This is a genomic window from Qipengyuania pelagi (genome assembly GCF_009827295.1).
Lineage (GTDB): Bacteria > Pseudomonadota > Alphaproteobacteria > Sphingomonadales > Sphingomonadaceae > Qipengyuania > Qipengyuania pelagi.
On sequence record NZ_WTYD01000001.1, the window covers coordinates 2,173,194 to 2,193,495 of the forward strand.

The 20,302-nt window shown below is 62.7% G+C and carries 22 protein-coding genes and 1 tRNA gene; 14 read left to right on the forward strand and 9 right to left on the reverse strand.

Annotated elements, in window-relative coordinates; genetic code table 11:
• Positions 1-10: 10 nt before the first annotated feature.
• The 4 genes from GRI47_RS10600 to GRI47_RS10615 are packed head-to-tail and all read right to left on the reverse strand — an operon-like array spanning position 11 to position 5,890.
• Entirely contained in the window at positions 11-1,144 is a 1,134-nt protein-coding gene (locus GRI47_RS10600) for a hybrid sensor histidine kinase/response regulator (protein ID WP_160661192.1), read from the reverse strand.
• Positions 1,141-1,704, reverse strand: coding sequence for a chemotaxis protein CheB (locus GRI47_RS10605; protein ID WP_419956989.1), 564 nt, complete (start codon positions 1,702-1,704; stop codon positions 1,141-1,143). Before GRI47_RS10605 ends, GRI47_RS10600 begins: the two co-directional genes overlap by 4 nt.
• Positions 1,701-2,555, reverse strand: a complete 855-nt coding sequence (locus GRI47_RS10610) for a CheR family methyltransferase (protein WP_237452675.1) — start codon at positions 2,553-2,555, stop codon at positions 1,701-1,703. Before GRI47_RS10610 ends, GRI47_RS10605 begins: the two co-directional genes overlap by 4 nt.
• Positions 2,555-5,890, reverse strand: coding sequence for a response regulator (locus GRI47_RS10615; RefSeq protein WP_160661424.1), 3,336 nt, complete (start codon positions 5,888-5,890; stop codon positions 2,555-2,557). Before GRI47_RS10615 ends, GRI47_RS10610 begins: the two co-directional genes overlap by 1 nt.
• A 205-nt stretch (positions 5,891-6,095) precedes the next feature.
• Between GRI47_RS10615 and GRI47_RS10620 the strand changes: the two genes are divergently transcribed.
• Entirely contained in the window at positions 6,096-6,434 is a 339-nt protein-coding gene (locus tag GRI47_RS10620) for a hypothetical protein (RefSeq protein WP_160661194.1), read from the forward strand.
• Positions 6,435-6,994: 560 nt separating this feature from the next.
• On the opposite strand, the gene GRI47_RS10625 is transcribed toward GRI47_RS10620, so the two are convergent.
• Entirely contained in the window at positions 6,995-7,231 is a 237-nt protein-coding gene (locus GRI47_RS10625; protein WP_160661195.1) for a DUF2171 domain-containing protein, read from the reverse strand.
• Between the two features lie 241 nt (positions 7,232-7,472).
• Positions 7,473-7,796 carry a hypothetical protein gene (locus GRI47_RS10630; protein ID WP_160661196.1) on the reverse strand — a complete coding sequence of 108 codons (324 nt, stop codon included), beginning with the start codon at positions 7,794-7,796 and terminating at the stop codon, positions 7,473-7,475.
• 178 nt (positions 7,797-7,974) lie between these two features.
• Between GRI47_RS10630 and GRI47_RS10635 the strand changes: the two genes are divergently transcribed.
• From GRI47_RS10635 to GRI47_RS10650, 4 genes are all read left to right on the forward strand, one after another.
• Positions 7,975-9,030, forward strand: a complete 1,056-nt coding sequence (locus GRI47_RS10635) for a ribonucleotide-diphosphate reductase subunit beta (protein ID WP_160661197.1) — start codon at positions 7,975-7,977, stop codon at positions 9,028-9,030.
• A gap of 75 nt (positions 9,031-9,105) precedes the next feature.
• Positions 9,106-10,059, forward strand: a complete 954-nt coding sequence (locus GRI47_RS10640; RefSeq protein WP_160661198.1) for a DNA cytosine methyltransferase — start codon at positions 9,106-9,108, stop codon at positions 10,057-10,059.
• Between the two features lie 2 nt (positions 10,060-10,061).
• Positions 10,062-10,949: a NaeI family type II restriction endonuclease gene (locus GRI47_RS10645; RefSeq protein WP_160661199.1), complete on the forward strand. Its 888-nt coding sequence runs from the start codon at positions 10,062-10,064 to the stop codon at positions 10,947-10,949.
• Positions 10,950-11,123: 174 nt separating this feature from the next.
• Positions 11,124-11,423, forward strand: coding sequence for a DUF1294 domain-containing protein (locus tag GRI47_RS10650; protein WP_160661200.1), 300 nt, complete (start codon positions 11,124-11,126; stop codon positions 11,421-11,423).
• Positions 11,424-11,486: 63 nt separating this feature from the next.
• Here GRI47_RS10650 and GRI47_RS10655 read toward each other — a convergent pair whose 3' ends face one another.
• On the reverse strand, positions 11,487-12,125 hold the full coding sequence (locus tag GRI47_RS10655) for a hypothetical protein (protein WP_160661201.1): 639 nt from the start codon (positions 12,123-12,125) through the stop codon (positions 11,487-11,489).
• Between the two features lie 125 nt (positions 12,126-12,250).
• On the opposite strand from GRI47_RS10655, the gene GRI47_RS10660 reads away from it, so the two are divergent.
• From GRI47_RS10660 to GRI47_RS10685, 6 genes are all read left to right on the forward strand, one after another.
• The gene (locus GRI47_RS10660; RefSeq protein WP_160661202.1) at positions 12,251-12,553 is read left to right on the forward strand and encodes a hypothetical protein; all 303 of its coding nucleotides are present in this window, start codon (positions 12,251-12,253) and stop codon (positions 12,551-12,553) included.
• 73 nt (positions 12,554-12,626) lie between these two features.
• Positions 12,627-13,571 carry an acetylglutamate kinase gene (argB, locus tag GRI47_RS10665; protein ID WP_160661203.1) on the forward strand — a complete coding sequence of 315 codons (945 nt, stop codon included), beginning with the start codon at positions 12,627-12,629 and terminating at the stop codon, positions 13,569-13,571.
• An 85-nt stretch (positions 13,572-13,656) separates the two neighbouring features.
• A complete protein-coding gene (locus GRI47_RS10670) occupies positions 13,657-13,950 on the forward strand; it encodes a YggT family protein (RefSeq protein WP_160661204.1) in 294 nt (97 codons plus the stop codon).
• A complete protein-coding gene (gene folD, locus GRI47_RS10675) occupies positions 13,950-14,843 on the forward strand; it encodes a bifunctional methylenetetrahydrofolate dehydrogenase/methenyltetrahydrofolate cyclohydrolase FolD (protein ID WP_160661205.1) in 894 nt (297 codons plus the stop codon). Before GRI47_RS10670 ends, folD begins: the two co-directional genes overlap by 1 nt.
• Before the next feature lie 4 nt (positions 14,844-14,847).
• A complete protein-coding gene (locus tag GRI47_RS10680) occupies positions 14,848-15,642 on the forward strand; it encodes a hypothetical protein (protein WP_160661206.1) in 795 nt (264 codons plus the stop codon).
• 1 nt (position 15,643) lies between these two features.
• Positions 15,644-16,279, forward strand: coding sequence for a MarC family protein (locus GRI47_RS10685; RefSeq protein ID WP_160661207.1), 636 nt, complete (start codon positions 15,644-15,646; stop codon positions 16,277-16,279).
• Positions 16,280-16,479: 200 nt separating this feature from the next.
• Here GRI47_RS10685 and GRI47_RS10690 read toward each other — a convergent pair whose 3' ends face one another.
• Both GRI47_RS10690 and GRI47_RS10695 read right to left on the reverse strand, forming a co-directional pair.
• Positions 16,480-17,085: an LON peptidase substrate-binding domain-containing protein gene (locus GRI47_RS10690; protein WP_160661208.1), complete on the reverse strand. Its 606-nt coding sequence runs from the start codon at positions 17,083-17,085 to the stop codon at positions 16,480-16,482.
• A 10-nt stretch (positions 17,086-17,095) separates the two neighbouring features.
• A complete protein-coding gene (locus GRI47_RS10695; protein ID WP_160661425.1) occupies positions 17,096-18,010 on the reverse strand; it encodes a tetratricopeptide repeat protein in 915 nt (304 codons plus the stop codon).
• Positions 18,011-18,235: 225 nt separating this feature from the next.
• Between GRI47_RS10695 and GRI47_RS10700 the strand changes: the two genes are divergently transcribed.
• The 3 genes from GRI47_RS10700 (at position 18,236) to GRI47_RS10710 (ending at position 20,193) form a co-directional block, all read left to right on the forward strand.
• Positions 18,236-18,310: transfer RNA gene (locus tag GRI47_RS10700), tRNA-Gly, on the forward strand.
• A 486-nt stretch (positions 18,311-18,796) separates the two neighbouring features.
• Complete coding sequence (locus GRI47_RS10705; RefSeq protein WP_160661209.1) at positions 18,797-19,702, forward strand: alpha/beta fold hydrolase; 906 nt, start codon at positions 18,797-18,799, stop codon at positions 19,700-19,702.
• 23 nt (positions 19,703-19,725) lie between these two features.
• Positions 19,726-20,193 carry a hotdog fold thioesterase gene (locus GRI47_RS10710; protein WP_237452676.1) on the forward strand — a complete coding sequence of 156 codons (468 nt, stop codon included), beginning with the start codon at positions 19,726-19,728 and terminating at the stop codon, positions 20,191-20,193.
• Positions 20,194-20,302 lie beyond the last annotated feature (109 nt).

Here is a 20,302-nt window from a genome sequence, read left to right on the forward strand (position 1 = left end):
CGATAGCGCGCTAACCGTCCCGGGCCGGGAGCTGGATTTCGAAAGTGCTGCCTTCGCCCGGCGTGCTGCTCACCAGTTGGATCGTCCCGCCATGCAGTTCGACGAGTTGCTTGACCAGAGCCAGCCCGATCCCCAGCCCGTCTCCGACCACGCCCAATCCTGCGTCCGACTGCTCGAACATTTCGAAGACGCGCGCCTGCTGATCGGCTGGGATACCGACCCCATTGTCCGATACGACGATGCTGGCCTTATCGGCGCTACGGCTCGCCGAAACCCTGATTTGCCCACCATGGGGCGTGTATCGCGCCGCATTGCCCACGATATTGCCAACCATCTGAACGAACCGCGCCGGATCAACGTCCAGCACGATAGCCTGCTCAGGCAAATCGACCGCGAGCGTGTGCCCTGCTCCTTCTATCGCCGGTGCGGCGATCTCCAGGGCGGAGGGAAGGATATCGGACAGAAGCACGTTCTCGCGGCGCAGCGAAATCTTGCCCCGTTCGATACGGTTTATGTCGAGTAGATCGTCGACGAGCCGTGTCATGTAACTGAGGTGCTGCCGCATCGACTTGCGGCTGGTGTCGATCGCTTTCTGATCGGTCCGGCGTTCCAGGATGTTGAGCCCGGCCGCAAGAACCGCCAGCGGATTGCGCAGCTCGTGGGCAAGCACTGCCAGGAACCGGTTCTTCTGCTGATCCGCGGCCTGCAACGCGACTGTCAGAGATGCGAGCTCGTCCCGCTGGGCGATGATCTGCTGCCGCTGGAGGTACAGATCCAGGAACACGTTCGCCTTGGAACGCAGGACGTCGGCCTCGATCGGCTTCTGGATGAAGTCGACCGCGCCCGCTTCGTAGCCACGGAAGCGGCGGACGGCATTGCCGCTGCCCGCCGTCAGGAAGATGATCGGAATATGCCGCGATCGCTCGTTCGCGCGCATGAACTCGGCCAGTTCGAAGCCGTCCATGCCGGGCATCTGCACGTCGAGCAGCGCCAGTGCATACTCGTTGGACAGCATCAGCTCGAGCGCATCCTCGCCGCTGCGCGCCATGTGAAGTTCGAGGCCGTCGCGCGCGAGCAGGGCTTCGAGAGCGAGGAGATTTTCCTCGAGATCGTCGACCAGCAGGAATTTGGCGGTGTCGGTCATCTTGCGATCATGGCCTCCAGCGCCTGTCGGATATTCTCAACTCGCACCGTTTGCGAGTTCGGGCACGCGGCCAGCGCGGCTCGGGGCATCGTCGCGACTTCCGCGGATGCCGGGTCCTGGACGATAGCTTGCCCGCCCGCCGCGCATATGGCGCGCAGGCCCTCGGCACCATCGCTGTTCGCGCCGGTCAGCACGATCCCGGCCAACCCGGTGCCGAAGGCATCCGCCGCGCTTTCGAACAGCACGTCGATCGCCGGGCGCGAGTGATTGACCGGCTCGTCCGAAGACAGGGCAAGCGTGCCGCCCGCCTCGACGAGCAGGTGATAATCGGGCGGTGCGAAATAGATCGTGCCGGGCTCCAGCGGCTCCTTGTCCTCCGCCTCCTTGACCGGGATGCGGCATTTCCCGGCGAACAGATCGACCAGCGCGTTGTCGCGCCGGGGCGGGATGTGGACGACCACCAGAACGGGGAGCGGGAAGTCCACCGGCAGAGACGGCAGGACTTGCGACAGGGCCTGCACGCCGCCTGCCGAGGCCCCGATGACGACCGCCCGCATCATCGCGCATTCCTCCGATAGATCTTCTCTTCGCGGACGAATTCCGAGAACATGTCGGCATGGGCCGAGAAGCGCAGGCTTTCCTTCGACCCGATGCCGAGGAACCCGCCCCGCGCGAGCGATTCGCCGAACAGTCCGACGACCCGATCCTGCAGGTCGCGGTCGAAATAGATGAGCACGTTGCGGCACGAAATAAGGTGCATCTCACCGAACGCGGCGTCGGTCACCAGGCTGTGGTCGGAAAAGACGGTCCGCTCGCGCAGGGTTCTGTCGAACACGGCCCTGTCGTAGTCGGCGGTATAATGCTCAGACAACGAGCCATGTCCACCGGACAAGCGGTGGTTCTCGGTGAACAGGCGCACCCGGTCCAGCGGGTATATCCCCGACTGCGCCGCGCGAAGCGCCGCCGGGTTGATATCGGTCGCATAGAACATGGTGCGGTCTGACAATCCCTCCTCGGCGAAGAGGATCGACAGCGAATAGAGCTCTTCGCCGTTACTGCATCCCGCGACCCAGACCTTTAGCGAGGGATACGTCCTGAGGTGCGGCACGACCTTTTCGCGCAGGGCCCGGAAATAGGAAGGATCGCGGAACATCTCGCTCACCTGCACGGTGAGGAAGTTCAGCAGCCGCGGCAGGATGGTTTCGTCACGCAGCACGGCGGACTGAATGTCGGACACGCTGGCATATCCCCACTGCTTTCGCGCCTGCAAAAGCCGCCGCTTGATCGACGCGCGGGCATAATGGCGGAAATCGTAGTGGTAGTACCGATAGACTGCGTCCAGCAGCAGTTCGATCTCGATATCCTCGATGCTCTCGCTCGCGGTTTTGGCGCTCATCGCTTCGGCGCTCATCAGCGGGGCATCCATACCCGGACCAGCGACAGGAGCTTGTCCACGTCGATCGGCTTGGACATGTAATCATTGGCCCCTGCGTCGATGCATTTCTGCTGGTCGTCGGGCATGGCCTTTGCGGTGAGCATGACGATGGGCAGTTTCTTCCAGCGCTCGTCGGCGCGGATCGCACGGGCCGCGGTCAGGCCGTCCATCACCGGCATCATCACATCCATCAGCACTAGGTCGATGGTCTTGCCCGGATCGCCCGCCGCCTCGTCGAGCGCATCGATCGCCTCCTGCCCGTTGCGCGCGATCCGCGTCAGTGCGCCGCGGGGTTCGAGCACGCTGGTCAGCGAATAGACGTTGCGCACGTCATCCTCGACGATGAGAATACGGCGGCCTTCGAGCGCCGCATCGCGGTGGCGTGCCTTCTCGATCATCTCGCGCTGTTCGGCAGGCAGATCGGAGACCACCTGGTGCAGGAACAGCGAGACCTCGTCCAGCAGGCGCTCGGGCGACTTTGCACCTTTGATGATGATCGAGCTGGAATAGCGGCGCAGGCGCTGTTCCTCGTCAGCCGACAGGTCGCGGCCAGTGTAGACGATGACCGGGGGCAGCGGGCCATCGCCGTCCTCGCTCAGCGTTTCGAGCAGGGCGAAGCCCGTCGCATCCGGCAATGCCAGGTCGAGGACCATGCAATCGTACCGGCCGCCGCGCAGTTCCTCGAGGCATTCCGCAGCCGTGCCGACCCCGACCGTCTCCACGTCCTGCGAACCGAGCAACTGGCTGACCGCCTCGCGCTGAACCGCGTCGTCCTCGACGATCAGCACGCGCCGGACGCGCGATGCCAGCTTCTCCTGCAGCGAGGCCAGCACCTCGGCCAGCTGTTCGCGCGGGGCAGGTTTTTCGAGGAAGCCGATCGCCCCCAAGGCCAGCGCGGTCTGGGCCTGGTCCGATCCGGAAATGACGTGGATAGGAATGTGCCGCGTGCCGTCCTCGTGCTTGAGCCGGTCGAGCACGGTCAGGCCCGACTGATCGGGCAGGCCGATGTCGAGCACGATCGCGCTGGGCCGGTATTCGCGGGCCAGATCGATCGCTTCCTGCGCGGTGCCGGCGACGAGGCATTCGAAGCCCATTTCGCGTGACAGATCGCAGACGATGCCGGCAAAGCTGCTGTCGTCCTCGATCACGAGCAGGACGCGCTTGTCGCCGGACAACGCCTCCCGGTCATCGTCGACAGCCGTCTGCTTGGGCGCGGTATTCGCAGCGCCTGTGACCGGGCGTGTTGTCCGGGACGCGGCCGCCAAAATTTGTGGGGCACCCGCCTCAGAGCTCTCGTCCGTCGATGCCGATTTGCGCGGAGCAACCATGGCGGGATCGTAGGTCGCCGGCACCTCCACCACGAATGTGCTGCCCTTGCCTTCCTCGCTCTCGAGCCGGATCGTGCCCCCAAGCAGACGGACGAGCTCGCGCGAGATCGAGAGGCCGAGGCCGGTGCCGCCGAACTTGCGGCTGATGGTGCCGTCGGCCTGGCGGAAGGCGTCGAAGATCGCGTCGCGCTGTTCCGCGGCAATACCGATGCCGGTATCCGCAACCGCGAACGCGACCGTGTCATCTCCCTTGCCGGAGATCGACAGCGTGACCCCGCCTTTTTCGGTGAACTTGATGGCGTTGGACAACAGGTTCTTGAGCACCTGTTCCAGCCGCTGGCGATCGGTCTCGATCGAACGCGGCGCACCGGCGGCCAGCGCGATCTCCAGATCCAGCCCGCGCTGCTGCGCCAGCGGCTCGAACGTCTTGCGCAGGTCCGAAGCGAGCCGCTCGGTCGGCACCGGGGCGGCCTCGATCTCGACATGGCCCGCCTCGATCTTCGACAGGTCGAGTATGTCGTTGATGAGGGTCAGGAGATCGTTGCCGGAGGATTCGATCGTGCGGGCGAACTTGATCTGGTCGGCAGACAGATTGCCGTCGGCATTGTCGCCCAGAAGCTTGGAAAGGATCAGCAGCGAATTGAGCGGCGTGCGCAATTCATGGCTCATATTGGCGAGGAAATCGGACTTGTACTGGCTGGCCTGTTCCAGCTCGCGGGCCTTCAATTGCAGGGCGGCAGCGGCGCGGGAAAGCTCGTCGCGCTGACCCTCCAACGTCTGCGCCTGCTCTTCCAGCTGCGTGTTGGTCTGCTCCAGTTCGACCTGTTGCAGTTCCAGCCGTGCCTGCGATTCCTTCAGCGCATTGCCCTGCTCTTCCAGCTCCTCGTTGGAGACGCGCAGTTCCTCGCTCTGCGCCTGGAGTTCACCCGCCTGCCGCTGCGTTTCTTCCAGCGCTTCCTGAAGCCGCTCGCGGAAACGGGCCGAGCGCAGAGCGACCCCGATCGAATCGGCAACGGCGCCGAAAAGATCGTGCACGCGATCGTCGACGGCATCGAAGAATCCGAGTTCGATGACCGCATTGACCGCCCCCTCGTTGAAGGCCGGGGAGACCACGAGATGGCGCGGCATATCGCTGCCGAAGGCCGAACCGATCTTGAGATAGCCATGGGGAATGTCGGACAGCACGATCTGCTGCCCCTCCGCCGCCACCCGGCCGAGTAAACCTTCGCCGATGCCGAACGCCTCGGGCACCGAGGAGATATCGGGCACGCCAAGAACGGCCACACGATTGAACGTGCCGCTTTCGCCCTTGAAGATCGCCCCCGCCGTCGCGCCGATCCTCTCGGAGAAGAACGCGAGAACAGCGGCTCCGATCTGCGGCACTGTCAATTCGCCGCGCATGGCTTTGCCGAGGTCCACCTGCGCGGTCTGCAGCCATCGCTGACGTTCGCGCAGACGGTTGCTGCGCGCGAGCAGGATGAAAATGGCAATGGTCAGCGCGATCCCGATGAGGCTGGTAATCAACGCGCTGAGGATCGCCGCATTGGACGATGCGGCCAGCTCGGCGATGCGCTGCTCGCGCTCGACCGTCTCCTCGCGGTTCATCTGCGCCATTTGCTGGCGGATCGCGTCCATCGCCATCTTGCCCCGATCGCTGTCGGTCAGCGCGATCGCCGGTTCGATACCCCGGTCCCGGCGGGTCTCGACGGCCAGCCGGGAGAAGCGGATTTTCTCCTCGATCAAAGTCCGGAGCCGGTCGAGGTTCGCGGCCTGCACTGCGTTGCCGTGCGTGAGGGGTTCCAGCTTCGCCAGAACGTCACGCGTATCCGCGCTTCCGGTCCGGTAGGGCTCGAGATACTGGACGTCTCCGGTCAGGACATAGCCCCTCGTTCCGGTCTCGACATCGAGCGCGGCTATCATAAGCTCGTCGAGCGCGGTCAGCACCTCATGCGTATTGCGGATCCGGTCTTCGTTCTCGCGCATTCCGAGAACGTTCGAATACGAAACGATCGCGCTGATCAGGAAGAAGCCGATACCCGCAAACAGGCCGAGGATGGACCACCAGACCGTTTTGTCGCGGAGTTTCCCGTTGGGGTGAGAATCTTGCAAGAGTTCCAAACCTTATGATCGTGCGCGCCTCTTAAAGAAGCGCGCAAACCGCAGGCAAACATTTTCGCTTCGTATCGGCTTGAAAGCAGCCGCAACATTCGGGGACAATTACAAAAATTCATCAAAGGCGGCGAGAACGCGCCGCAAACCGCATTTGGAGATAGGCAAAGGCTTCCCGCCGATTTGGGAGGGAATTGAAGCGTTTTCAAAAATGCCGGTGGAGGTGGAGACGGTCATGACGCAACGAGTTACCTGTCGAACGTCAGCTTCGCGCCCCAACTTGGGTCGTTCCGACTTTCTCCAGGCGAACCTGAAACCGGTCGCCGCCGCAAGCCTCCGGCAATATCCGCTTCCGGTGCTGCTCGGGTGGGCCCTGCATGACCGTTTCAAAGGTGGTTTTGCGACGGTTGGCTTATGAAGCTGAGAGTTGCTTAGAGCATCACCCATCGATCTATGATTGAGGCAGAGAATGGCCAATAGGTTGACGCTAGGGGGTAGCTATGAAACTGGCACGAAAAACGCCGCAATGATGCGTCAAACTTCGATGAAGGATACCAATGGCTCCCTGGATAATAATCAGCATATCCCTTGCCGTCGTCTTTTTGGGTTGTGCCCTCGTAATACTTTCAGGCGTCAAGAAGGATAAAAAGTGAATCTGGGGAGAAAGGCATCACTTCTCAGATGGCTTACGGCCCACAAATCGTTACAGCGCCAACTTCAATTAACACTGTGTTGGGTTCAGTCCCACAGTCACCCCCGGTCGCGGAGCATGTGGGCAGATGGCTTCCTGTCGAAGGGATCGGACTTACGCCATGGCATATGGGGAAATTGCCATAACGGCTGGTGAGCACGTCCATTTCTCCGGTCGAGGCCAACCGATCGTATCAATTGAAATTCTCGACCGGCTACCACCCGAACGCAAAAGCCCCACCAATCCCGAGACCGGTGGGGCTTTTGCTAATTCGATCGTATGGACGTTCAGGCGTTGGCCTTATTCCCAAGCCCGGCCGGAATGCGTGCACCTTCCTTGAGATAAATCCGATTGTCGTCGATCTTTTCGACGGCGTCGACAGGGATCAGATGGTGGATGCTGTCGGCACTGTCCGACTTGGTCAGCTTGATATTGTCGCCTTCGACATCGTCGACCGTTCCGACATGCTGGCCGTTCGAATCGGCGATTTCCATGTGTTCCTTGATGCGGATCTTCTCGAACATAAATTACCCTTTGGTATAAGTTGCTTATATCTGACCAACGGGTGCTCGCGCGGCTTGTTCCTCGGTTCGTCGCCGCTCAGCAACGGGTCGGTGAAGGCGCAGCCAATCGTGGAGCATGAGCCCTCGCCAGCACCGTCCGGCCACGAAAAACGCCCCGCCGGGGTCGGCGGGGCGTCGGGGTGCGGGCTGGCCCGCAAAGGGGAACGGGCCGAACCCGTCCTACCCCAAACTGGTTCGGCGCTCAGTCGCCGGAGAGCGGACGATTGCCGTCGGCCTTCGCACGCGCTGCCGGGTCGGCGGAGGTTTCACCCACGACACTGTCGTCGCCCTTGGTGCCGTTTTTGGCCCCGTCGGTCGCGATGTCCTGTTCCATCTGGCCTTCGCGATCCTTGCTGTTGCCGTAGGCGACCTGCGCCTCACCATCATTCGAATCGGCCTGCTGCTCCTGCTGGCGCGTTGCGCCTTCGCGGTGGCCGGTGCGGTCGGGCTCGCCTGGCGCGCTATCGCTCGACAGGGTCACGTCGCGGCTGTCCCTGGGTTCGTATTGTCCATCATAGGTGCTCATCGGAAAAATTCCTTTCGCCCTCCCAACGCCTGCGCCACCCACAGCGTTCCGCGCGATGCAACCCCTTTCGTCGTGAATTCTCCCCGCTTTATCCCCGCCGAATCGCCAGATAGCGGGTTCGAAAATGCGGCCGGATGCTCTATATGTTCCGGTTCACACGAAAGCCCGGAGACACAAGATGTCGTTGCTCGAAGCCCGCAAGACCTACAAGCCGTTCGAATATCCCTGGGCTTACGATTTCTGGAAGCGCCAGCAGCAGATCCACTGGATGCCGGAGGAAGTGCCGCTGGGCGAGGATTGCCGCGACTGGGCGCAGAACCTCACCGATCACGAGCGCAATCTGCTCACGCAGATCTTCCGCTTCTTCACCCAGGCCGATGTCGAGGTGCAGGATTGCTACCACGAGAAATACGGCCGCGTGTTCAAGCCGACCGAGGTCAAGATGATGCTCGCCGCCTTCTCCAACATGGAGACGGTGCATATCGCCGCCTATTCGCACCTCCTCGACACGATCGGGATGCCGGAAAGCGAATACGGCATGTTCCTCGAATACGAGGAGATGAAGGACAAGCACGACTATCTTCAGGAATTCGGCGTCGACAATGACGAGGATATCGCCCGCACGCTGGCGATGTTCGGCGGATTCACCGAAGGGCTGCAATTGTTCGCCAGCTTCGCCATGCTGATGAACTTCCCGCGCTTCAACAAGATGAAGGGCATGGGCCAGATCGTCAGCTGGTCCGTGCGCGACGAATCGCTGCACTGCGAAGGGATCATCCGCCTGTTCCACGCCTTCTGCGCCGAGCGGGACTGCCTGACCAAGGCGGTGAAGGAAGACATCATGGACATGTGCCAGAAGACGGTCCGCCTCGAGGACGCCTTCATCGACCTCGCCTTCGAACAAGGCCCGGTGACGGGGATGACGGCCAAGGAGATCAAGAAATATATCCGCTACATCGCGGACTGGCGCCTGGGCCAGCTGGGCCTGCAACCGATCTACATGGTTGAAGACCACCCCCTCCCCTGGCTCGCCCCGCTGCTGAACGGCGTGGAGCACGCCAATTTCTTCGAAACCCGTGCGACCGAATATTCCAAGGGCGCGACCAAGGGGAACTGGCAGGACGTCTGGTCGAGCTTCGACAAGCGCAACAAGGCGAAACCGGCCAACGAGGAAGCGGACGCGGACGATCAGGGTCCGGGGCTGTTCGGGGATGCTGTCGAGGCGGCGGAGTGAAATGATCCTTATCGGATCGGTCTGCTTGACCGGAACGGATTGAGAACATAGCGATGCTGCGAAGGAGTTTTCGCAATGCATTCGATAGAGTTTTGCGCCGGTGCCGGGGGTCAAGCGCTCGGTCTCGAGCAAGCCGGATTCAAGCACGCGGCGCTTGTTGAGATCGAGCCTGATTTTGCTGAAACCTTGAGGTTGAACCGTCCGCAGTGGGATGTGCGCTCGGCCGATATGGGCGAATTCGACGGGCGACCATTCGCTGGTGTCGATCTTCTTACCGCTGGCTTGCCGTGCCCCCCATTCTCCGTGGCTGGCAAGCAATTAGGGGAGCTGGACGAACGGAATCTCTTTCCTGCTGCCTTGAGGTTGATTGATGAAATTCGTCCAAAAGCGGTGATGATCGAGAACGTTCGAGGCTTTCTCTCGGCAGTGTTCGATGATTATCGAGGCCATTTGAGGCGGCAACTATCTAAGCTTGGGTATCATGCGGATTGGCGCCTGCTCAATGCTTCCGACTTTGGTGTACCGCAATTACGACCTCGCGTCGTAATTGTGGCTTTAAAGAAGGAATTGGTCGGAAACTTCGACTGGCCAGAAGTCGATCCGCACAATCCTCCTACAGTTGGGCAATGTCTTCGCGATCTTATGGAGGAGAATGGATGGCGCGGTGCAAAGAAGTGGGCGGCGCGCGCTGACGACATCGCTCCGACGCTTGTCGGAGGGTCTAAAAAGCATGGCGGGCCCGATCTCGGCCCCACTCGCGCCAGACGCGCTTGGGCGACCTTGGGCGTGGAGGGTAAAAGCCTTGCGAACGAGGCGCCTCCACCTGACTTCGTCGGCATGCCTAGATTGACGCTTAGAATGACTGCCCGTTTGCAGGGCTTTCCCGATACTTGGCAATTTCATGGGACAAAGACCACCCGCTATCGCCAGATCGGCAATGCGTTCCCGCCCCCGGTTGCGAAAGCCGTTGCCCGGAACCTTGCCGTTGCGCTGCAAGCCAAAAAAGCAATTTCCTTGGCTGCCGCGTGAGGTTGTCCGGCGAAACCGATCGTATTCCGCTAGCATTGGCGCATCTCGATCATGCCGACCTGAAAAAACTCGAAACCGATCTCATTGACGCTGTCGGCGGCTGGGAGGCCTTTTCCGAAAAACTGCGTGGTTTTTTCCGTGCCGCGATAGATGAAGTAATCGACACCGCTCGTACGGGGAGGTTCTTTTTCTCCGATTTAGAGAAAACGGAAAAGACATATCTCGGGACGAAATTCGAAATCATCCTTCGTGATTGGCTTGGAGTTCCGAAGGGTGTCCGTCTCGATCTGCTGATCGGTGGCGAAGAGGTAGATGTGAAAACGACCACTTCAGCCAAAGGTGGTGGTTGGATGATCCCGCCAGAGGCTTTCAACCAATTGTGCGTTTTGATCAAAGTAGATGAAGCCGCCGCCCGATGCGATTTTGGATTGGTAAGAGCTCGATCGCAATATTTGCGAGCCGGTTCGAATCGAGACGCGAAAACAGGACTTTCCGCAGCTGGGCGCCGAAACATCTGGTGGATGGCCAAGGATTTCGAATACACGGCTAATTTCTGGGCTCTTACCGATGATGCTGACCGTGCAGCGATCATGCAGGGCGGAGGGACGCAACGGATCGCCACCCTATTCGAGCGCTTTCAGGGAATTCCAATATCTCGAGTTCAAATTCAGGCTATCGCAGCTCAGGATGATTTCATGAAGCGCATCCGACGCAACAGTGGCGCGCGAGATATCTTAGCGCCAAAGGGGATCGCAATTCTTTATTCCGAGAACGATCGCAGTTTGATGCGCAGATTAGGGCTGAAATTTGGATCTCGCGAGTTCGTATCCGTTTCTCCGAAAAACGCTGAGGAGGCTGCACTCCTTCGATCTGCTAATCATATAGATTAGACGGTAGAAGAATTTTGTCGAAACCAAGTTCAACACCACTCCCGCCGATAGCCCTGCCATTCCTCCGCTAGGCCTACTGCGACCAGCGTGTCGCCGAGGCATTCTCCGCCCCGTGTCAGCACGCGCAGCTTGCGGCCTTACTGGTCCCACCTCATGGACTTTAGACGAAACCGCATGAGTCTCTTCGCCGATCTCTCCCCATTTGCGGTGCTGGCAGTATGGCTGATCGGCGCAAACGCCGCCGCCGTCCTGGCTTTCGCCATCGACAAGAGCGCGGCGCGGACAGGCCACCGTCGAATTTCGGAATTCCACCTCCTCCAGATCGCCTTACTGGGAGGGACGCCGGGTGCTTACCTCGCCCGGCAAATGTTCCGCCACAAGACCCGCAAGGAGCCTTTTTCCAGCCGCCTACACACGATCGCGATCCTCCACATTGCAATGCTGGCGGGGCTGGCGGTCTTTTTCTTGCCTTGAGTGCCCTTGAAGGCAGATGCGCGGCGCGCGGAAATTACGATATTATCGCGCGACCGCGCGGCCTCACCAGCCCCAGGCGGGCGGCGGCGCGGGGACGGGGCGGGTCAGATCGAACGCCACGCGGAACAGCCGGGTCGGATCGTTGCGGCGGGTGAGCTGGTAGGCGAAGCGCGCATCGGGCTTGCGCGCCGGATCGACCTCGACGCGCCAGACATTGGTGAGCGACTGGTCGAGCCCCTCGCGCTCGAACATTGCGATCGAATAGGCATCGACCGGAAAATCCTGCGCGCGCGCCGTTCCCGCGCCCAATGTGTCGCCGCCATACTGGGTGACCGCGTCAATGCTCCCGTCACGATGGCGGTGATCGTGCTTCAGCCGCAAGCCCTCGGCGGTGCGGCTGACCAGCCAGGTGCGGCTGCGGTCCCATCCCCCTGCCTCCTCCGCATCCTCGACATGGAAGGCGATGGCGATGCGGCTGGGCGAACAGTCGGCCCAATGGGCGCGCATCGCCTTGCCGCGAAACGCCGCATCGCGCGCGTCCTCGCTGGCGAGCGATCCGGCATAGGCCTTCCCGCAATGGCTCTCCAGCGCGTCCCAGAACGCCTGCTGCTCCGCCGGGAGGGGCGGCAGGGTCGACGCGTCCGGGATAGCGGCACAGGCCGACAGGGGGATCAGGGCGAGGATAAGGGCGGCTCGGTTCATACGCTCGAAGCCTAGAGCCGCCCGAGCGCGAGGGCCAGCGGAACGAGAGCGAAACCCGCAATTCGGAACGCCCGCCCCGCCCGACCATTATTCCTGCAAACGACTACACAGGAGAGCTTTTCATCATGTCCGATCCCGTTCCCGATACCAAACCGTCCAGCCGCTGGTTCTGGGTCGGCATGATCGTCCTTCTGGCAGTCGCGTCGATCATCTTCTTCCTGAATGCCGATGGCGACGAGGAGATCGAGACGATCCCCGACAACGCGATCACCACGCAGGAAGAGCGGCTGAACACGGACCTGACCTCGGACACCGCAGAAGGGCTGGAGCAGGTGCGCGGCGCAACTGCCGAGGATGTCCGGGCGCTCGAGAACCAGACCGAGACGCAGACGGGTTCGGACGACCTGACCGAAGCGCCCGCGCAATAAACGCGCTCTTTCCGCACGCGCGATCGCACGCTAAGCGCCTGCCTTCCTCCCACCCGAAGGCAGGCGTTTTGCCATGAGCGGTTCAAGTCCCGATCCCACCACCCTGCACACGAAAGCGGCCACGCTGATCGAGGCGCTGCCCTATTTCCAGCGCTATGCCGGGCGCACCTTCGTGGTGAAATATGGCGGCCACGCCATGGGCGACGAACAGGCGGCGCGCGAATTCGCCAGCGACGTGGTGCTGCTAAAGGCGGTCGGCATCAATCCGGTGGTGGTCCATGGCGGCGGCCCGCAGATCGGCGCGATGCTGAAGAAACTGGGCGTCGAAAGCACCTTCGTCGATGGTTTGCGCGTGACCGACAAGGCCACGGCCGAGATCGCCGAGATGGTCCTGTCGGGCGCGATCAACAAGCAATTGGTCGGCTGGATCGCGCAGGCCGGCGGCAAGGCGATCGGCCTGTCGGGCAAGGACGGCAATCTCGTCACCGCGACCAAGCTGGAGCGCACTGCCAAGGACCCGGACAGCAATATCGAACAGGCGCTCGATCTGGGCTTCGTGGGCGAGCCGACCCATGTCGATACCGCCGTCATCGACACCGCGATCGCGGCGGGCATGATCCCGATCGTCGCCCCGATCGGAAGCGGGGTGGACGGGCACACCTACAACATCAACGCCGATACGATGGCGGGCGCATTGGCGGCGGCGCTGGGCGCGGCGCGGCTGTTCCTGCTCACCGATGTCGCCGGCGTGCTGGACAAGCAGGGCGAATTGCTGACCGATCTCGATCCCACCGACATTGCGCGCCTGCGCGAAGACGGGACGATCGGCGGGGGCATGATCCCCAAGCTCGAAACCTGCGTCCACGCGGTCGAAGGGGGATGCGATGCGGCGGTGGTGCTGGATGGGCGGGTGGCCCATGCCATGCTGCTCGAATTCTTCACCGAACAGGGTGCGGGAACGTTGATACGCACAGGGGGCCGGGCGGACCGGACCACAGCGCCCGAAGCGGCCCGCTAGGCCTTCCCTCCATGGCCCGTCGCCTGTAAGCGGGCCTGTAAGCGGGGCCCAGGACACCGCACGAAACCCAACGGACGGGACCGGTATGCAAGCGCTCTACACCATCTACGAAATCGTCGCGATGCTCACCAATGTGCTGGTGATGCTGATCATCATCCAGTTCATCATCGGGCTGCTGTTCGCCTTCAACGTGGTCAACAGCTCCAACGAGTTCCTGTCGAGCTTCTACATGGCGATCAATCGCCTGCTCGACCCGTTGCTGCGCCCGATCCGCAACATCCTGCCGAGCACGGGGGCGATCGACTTCTCGCCGCTGGTCCTCATCATCGCGCTCAACATCGTCCTGCTGGTGCTGGACGGCGTGATCAAGAGCGTCTGATGGCGGCGGACCGGATCGACGGGAAGGCGTTTGCCGAAGGCTTGCGCACGCGGGTCGGCGGATGGGCGTCCGACTTCGAGGGGGCGGCGGGTCGCAAGGCCGGGCTCGCCGTGGTGCTGGTGGGCGAGGATCCCGCGAGCCAGGTCTACGTCCGCAGCAAGGGCAAGGCCGTGGCGGCCGCCAATATGAACGGGTTCGAACACCACCTGCCGGCGGACACTTCGCAAGAGGATCTTTTGGCGCTGGTCGAGCGGCTGAATGCGGACGATGCGGTCGACGGCATCCTCGTCCAGCTTCCCCTGCCCGACCATCTGGACGATCAGGCGGTGATCGCCGCAATCGACCCGGACAAGGACGTGGACGGCTTCCACGTCGCCAATGCCGGACGGCTGGCGGTGGGGCAGACCGGCTTCGTCCCCTGCACGCCGCTTGGCTGCATGATGCTGCTGGCGGACCGTCTGGGCGACCTTTCGGGGCTGGAGGCGGTCGTCATCGGGCGCTCCAACATCGTGGGCAAGCCGATGGCGCAATTGCTCCTGGACGCGAACGCCACCGTCACCATCGCGCATAGCCGGACGAAGGACCTGCCGAGCGTGGTGCGCCGCGCGGATATCGTCGTCGCCGCCGTGGGCCGCGCCGAAATGATCAAGGCCGACTGGCTGAAGCCCGGTGCGACCGTGATCGATGTCGGCATCAACCGCTTGCCGCCAGCAGATGGCGAAGAGCGAGGGCGCCTGGTCGGCGATGTCGATTACGGCCCGGCGAGCGAGATCGCCTCCGCCATCACGCCCGTCCCCGGCGGCGTCGGCCCGATGACGATCGCCGTCCTGCTTCGCAACACGCTCGTCGCGGCCTACGCCCATGCCGGGCTCGACGCGCCCGAAGGTCTCTGACCCGGTGCGTGCCGCGGCCAAGCTCGCTCTGATCGCCGGATGCCTCGCGCTGGGTGCCTGTGCGGCAGGCCCGCGCGTGCCCCGCTATACCGAACGGTTCGAGCGCGAAGTTAGGACCACCGCCAATCCGGGCAGCGTGGTGGCGACCGACATTGGTTTTTCCCGCGCCGCCCGCGAGGACGGCCAGTGGACCGCCTTCCGCGACTATGCCGCCGATGGGGCGGTGATCCACGGCGCGAACGGCCCGGTCGATGCCGCCGCCTGGCTCGCGCGCCGTGCCGATCCCGCCGTGCCGAAGCAATGGACGCCGCTCGCCGTCTGGTCGAGCTGTGACGGGCAGATCGCGATCTCGCAGGGCAAATACGCCGATCCTGACGGGCAATGGGGCTATTACGTCACCGCGTGGGAACGCCAGCGCGATTACGATTACAAATATGTCTACGATCTCGGCGCGCCGGATGCCGTGCTGACTGCGCGCGAGAACGAGAGTCGGACGGAAGCGCCCGCAACCGGCACGGGCGACAATCTCATCGTCGTGCGCGCGATCCCGATGATTTCTGGCGAGGTTGCGGATTGCCCGGCAGCGTCCGCCCCGCCCCCGCCACTCCCCCTGCCGATCTATGAGGAGGGCACGCGGACCGATGGCGGCGCTTCGCAGGACGGAACTTTGGTGTGGCGCTGGGTGCATTTCACCGACGGACGCCGCCTGTTCGTGGCGCATTACTGGCAGAACGGGACATGGCAGGAGGCCGTACGGTTCGCCGTCACCGCCGATGGCCGCTTCGAGCGTGAGAGCTGACATGGCCGAACTCTTCCTCTCCGCCTTCGTGACCCTGTTTGTGGTCATCGATCCGCCCGGCTGCGCACCGATCTATGCCGGACTGACCAAGGGCGCGAACGCGGCGCAGCGCCGCAACATGGCCCTGCGCGCCTGTGCCATCGCGGCGGCTATCCTGCTGGTCTTCGCGCTGTTCGGCGTCGATCTCTTGGCGGCGCTCCATATCGAGCTCGACAGCTTCCGCATCGCGGGCGGGCTAATGCTGTTCTGGATCGCGTGGGAAATGGTGTTCGAAAAACGCACCCAGCGGCGCGAGGAGCGGGCCGAGAAGATCGCCGCCCAGCACGCCAACACGCCCGAGGTCGAGGACGTGTCGGTCTTCCCCATGGCCATGCCGATGCTGGCCGGGCCGGGCGCGATCGCGGCGATCATGCTGCTGATGCAGGAAGCGGACGGGTGGGAAGCATCGCTTGTCGTGCTCGGCGCGCTGGCGAGCGTGCTGGTGCTGACCGCGCTGGCGCTCGTCGCGGCTGGCCCGCTGATGCGGCTGTTCGGCGACCGGGTGGAAGCGGTGGTGACGCGGCTCTTGGGCGTGCTGCTGGCGGCGCTGGCGGCGCAATATGTGATCGACGGTCTCAGGGGGTCTTTCGGGATATAAGGCGCTCACAGAGGCACAGAGGCGCAGAACTGTTGCGATGGCGGCGAGGCCGCTCTTCAATTTCTCGCTCTGTTCGGGTGCCGACGCTTCCGTGGGAATGCGGCCGCGCCGCAGGAGCTTACTCCCACTCTCTCCGTGCCTCTGCGCCTCTGTGAGCGCTCATCAATCCCACGCTCGCGCCTTCACGACCGCCCGAAAACCTATTGCAGGGTCACGCGATCGTCCCCGCCATCGCGCAGGGCGAAGAACTGCATCAGCTGGATCAGCAATTCGCACCGTTCGCCCAGGCTGTCGGCTTCGAGCAGGGCCTGTTTGGCCGCGACATCGAAGGGGGCGATCTGGGATACGCCGTTGATCAGCGACTGGTCGTCCAGCCGATCGACCGAATCCCAGTCCACGCTGTAGCCCTGCATATCGGCGAAGCGGCGCGCCTCGAACTCGAACCCGGCGCGCTCGACGCTGGAGAGGACCTCCTCCTCGTCATCCGCAATCGCCTCGGCTTCGACCTGGCGGAAGGCGGTGGTGACATCCAGTTCGCGGAGAACCCGGAAGCGCGATTCGCCTTCGAGGACGATGTTATAGCGCCCGTCATCCATCGCCTCGACCTCGCCGATCCGGCCGATGCAACCGACGTCGTAAAGCGGCGAATCATCCCCGCCCCGCCTCGGCTGGATCATCGCGATCCGCCGGTCGCGCGCCAGCGCATCGCTCGCCATCGCGCGATAGCGCGGCTCGAAGATGTGGAGCGGCAATTGCAGGCCGGGAAACAGGATCGCGCCCGGCAGGGGGAAGATGGAAAGCCTCAAGCCGTGCCGCCTATCCGAACAGGATGCGCGACAGGCGCCGCCGCGTGGTGACGACCCAAGGGTCCTCGAGCCCGACCGCTTCGAAGATCTGCAGGAGCTTGGCGCGCGCGGCGCCCTCGTTCCACTGGTTGTCGGCCTCGATCATGGCGAGCAGTTCGTCCGCCGCCTCGCCCCGCTTGCCGCCCGCGAAGGCCGCTTCGGCATAGGCTAGCCGGTCTTCCATCGCACCGCCCTCGGCCTTTGACTTCAGCGCCGCCAGCTCGCCCTCGTCCGGCGCATTGGCGGCGAGATCGAGCGCGCTTTGCGCCGCATCCAGTTGCGGATCGTCGGCCAGCGCGGGATTGCTGCGCGCGGCGGCGAGCGCGGCCTGTGCCTCCTCGACCCGCCCCGCTTCGACCAGCGCGCGCACCAGCCCGGCCTGCGCCGCGCCCTCGTCGGGCGCTATATCGACCACCTGCATGAAGATGCCCGCCGCCCGCTCGGCATCGCCATCGGCCAGCACCTGTTCGCCCATCGCGACGAATTGCGCGATATCGGCCTGCCGGTCGGATTGCTCGCCAGCCGCGCCCGGTTCGACGGGAAGCTGGCTCAAAAGCTGGTCGAGCATCTGCTTCAATTGCGATTCGCTGCGCGCATTGGTCAGATCGGCGACCGGCTGGCCCTGGAACATCGCATAAACGGTGGGGATCGACCGGACCTGGAACTGGCTCGCGATGAACTGTTCCTCGTCGACATTGACCTTGGCGAGGACCACGCCCTTGTCGGCATAATCGGCCGCGACCTTTTCGAGGACCGGCGTCAGCGCCTTGCACGGCCCGCACCATTCGGCCCAGAAATCGAGCACGACGAGCTTCGTCATCGACGGTTCGACGACATCGCTGCGGAAGCGATCCACCGCCTTCTGTTCGTCGAGATTGAGACCCATGCTCGCCACTGCGATCTTCCTTTCCTGTGCGTTTCTTCGCTATATCGGGCCCTTATGTGGGGCGCGGCGCACCCCTTTTGAAGGGCGAGGCGGGGCAGGACAAGGGCTGGGTCGCTTCGCGGGCGCGATCCCGCATTTTTGCCTTGCACGGTGCGAAACCCGCTGCTAATCGCGCGCCTCCCCACGGTGCCATGGCCAGCTGGCCTACACCGGGAACGTCAGTGAGCGGGCGTAGCTCAGGGGTAGAGCACAACCTTGCCAAGGTTGGGGTCGGGCGTTCGAATCGCCTCGCCCGCTCCATTTTTCTTTAGAAAATTGAACCGCTTAAGCGGATCGCAAGTTGGCGAATTCTGCTTCCCCGCTCTGTCGGTTGCTCCGGGGAAGCGCGGGGGAAGCACAAATCGGAGTTTCGTGGCGCACTCTGGCGTTTGCATTGCGACACACTGAACCTCCCGATTCCAAGGTGCAAGGATTGGTTTGGCGTGTGTCCAGCTTGGAGTGCGATCAGTGAAGGTGTCCAATCTGATTGCCCAATTCGCTTGTAATTTGAAGCGGCGGAATTTGGGCCGGAAGCGGAAAGGCAGCTTTTATATCTTTGAGCGGATTATGCGGACAGCGACTGCTGACCGAATCGCAAGCCGGTGCATTAGAGAATGGTCTGGAGAAACCCCTCTTGGCATAGACTTTTGCCGTCGTTGAAACGCCCCTGCAGGACAGCCAACACGGAGCCGAGAGCCACAAACTAAATCGGTTTACTATTTAGCGCGCCTTTCCTACCATCCAGAGATGGCGAGAGAAACCTTTACGATTGAGGGCGCAGGCGCGATTTCTCTTACAGCCGAGGCTGAGGGGGATGCCTACGCCATACCCGTCCTTCTTGCGCACGGCGGCGGGCAGACACGGCGCGCGTGGAGAAGGGTGGTCAGCGAGCTGGCTCAAGCCGGCTTTCGCGCAATCGCCTTCGACATGCGCGGTCACGGAGACAGCGATTGGTCGCCATGCGGAGCTTATGAAATGCGCGACTTCGCGGCGGATCTGGTCGCTGCAGCGTCGCGCCTGGACCAGAAGCCAGCGCTGGTCGGCGCTTCACTGGGCGGGCTCGCTGGACTGATTGCCGCAGGGGAGCTTGCTCCAGGTAGCTTTGCTTCACTCACATTGGTCGACATTGCCCCGCGCATGGCGCCCAGCGGTGTAATGCGCGTGGTTGGTTTCATGGAAGAGCATGTCGATAGCGGCTTCGCCTCACCAGAGGAGGCGGCCGACGTGATCGCTCGCTACATGCCGCATCGTCCCAGGCGGGGCGCGAGCGATGGTCTGAAAAGCTATCTGCGGCAGAAGCCGGATGGGCGCTTCTATTGGCACTGGGACCCTGCGTTTATCCGTAATATAATGTCAGCCAGACAAGGCGACCCAGACAGCCAAGAACGTCAATCGGCAATGCTCAGCCAAGCTGCGGCGAATCTCACGCTTCCGCTTCACCTCATCCGAGGCGCCTCTAGCGATCTTGTTTCCGAAGAGGCCGTATTGCATCTGCGACAACTCGCCCCCCATGCAGAATACACCGATATTGCCGATGCCACGCACATGGTCGTGGGCGATGCGAACGATGCCTTTTCCGCCGCTATCGTCGATTTCCTACGGCGCCATCACTCATCCGATACGGCTCAGCCACAGGGGACGAGGGAGCTATGATCGATCGAGAGCGCTTGCAGGAAATGCTGAATATCGCGCCGTTTCATCGATGGCTTGGGCTGGAGATTGCAACATGCTCCGACCAGGGAATCGCGATCACCATGCCATGGCGCGAAGAGATCGTGTCGAACCCTATGATTGGGTCGGCGCATGGAGGGATCCTGGCTTCACTGGTCGACCTCACCGGGCTTTATACTCTGCTTGCCGGGGGCGTCGCGGCGAGAGCGACGGCCGATCTGCATGTCGATTACCACCGTCCTGCAACCTCAGGACCTCTCACTGCTCACGGACAGATCGTGAAGATCGGGCGACAGATTTCGGTGGCGGAAACCCGGGTTATCGAGCCCGACGGCAAGTTGGTCGCCAGCGGCAGGGGCGCCTACTTCTCGTCAACCGGATCACTTGATCATCGCGGCGGGACTATTGATCTCGAACAGGCTCTTGCCACCCAAGGCCCAGCGACTTCTGCAGCGCGATCCACGCCAGCGTAAGGGCGCCTTTTGCCCGGACGAGGTCTGCTGAGGCCTGCTGCTGTTCTCGCAGGGCCCGGTTGAGGTCAGCCTTCGAGATCGCTCCTGCGGCAAAACGTTGGCGGTTCAG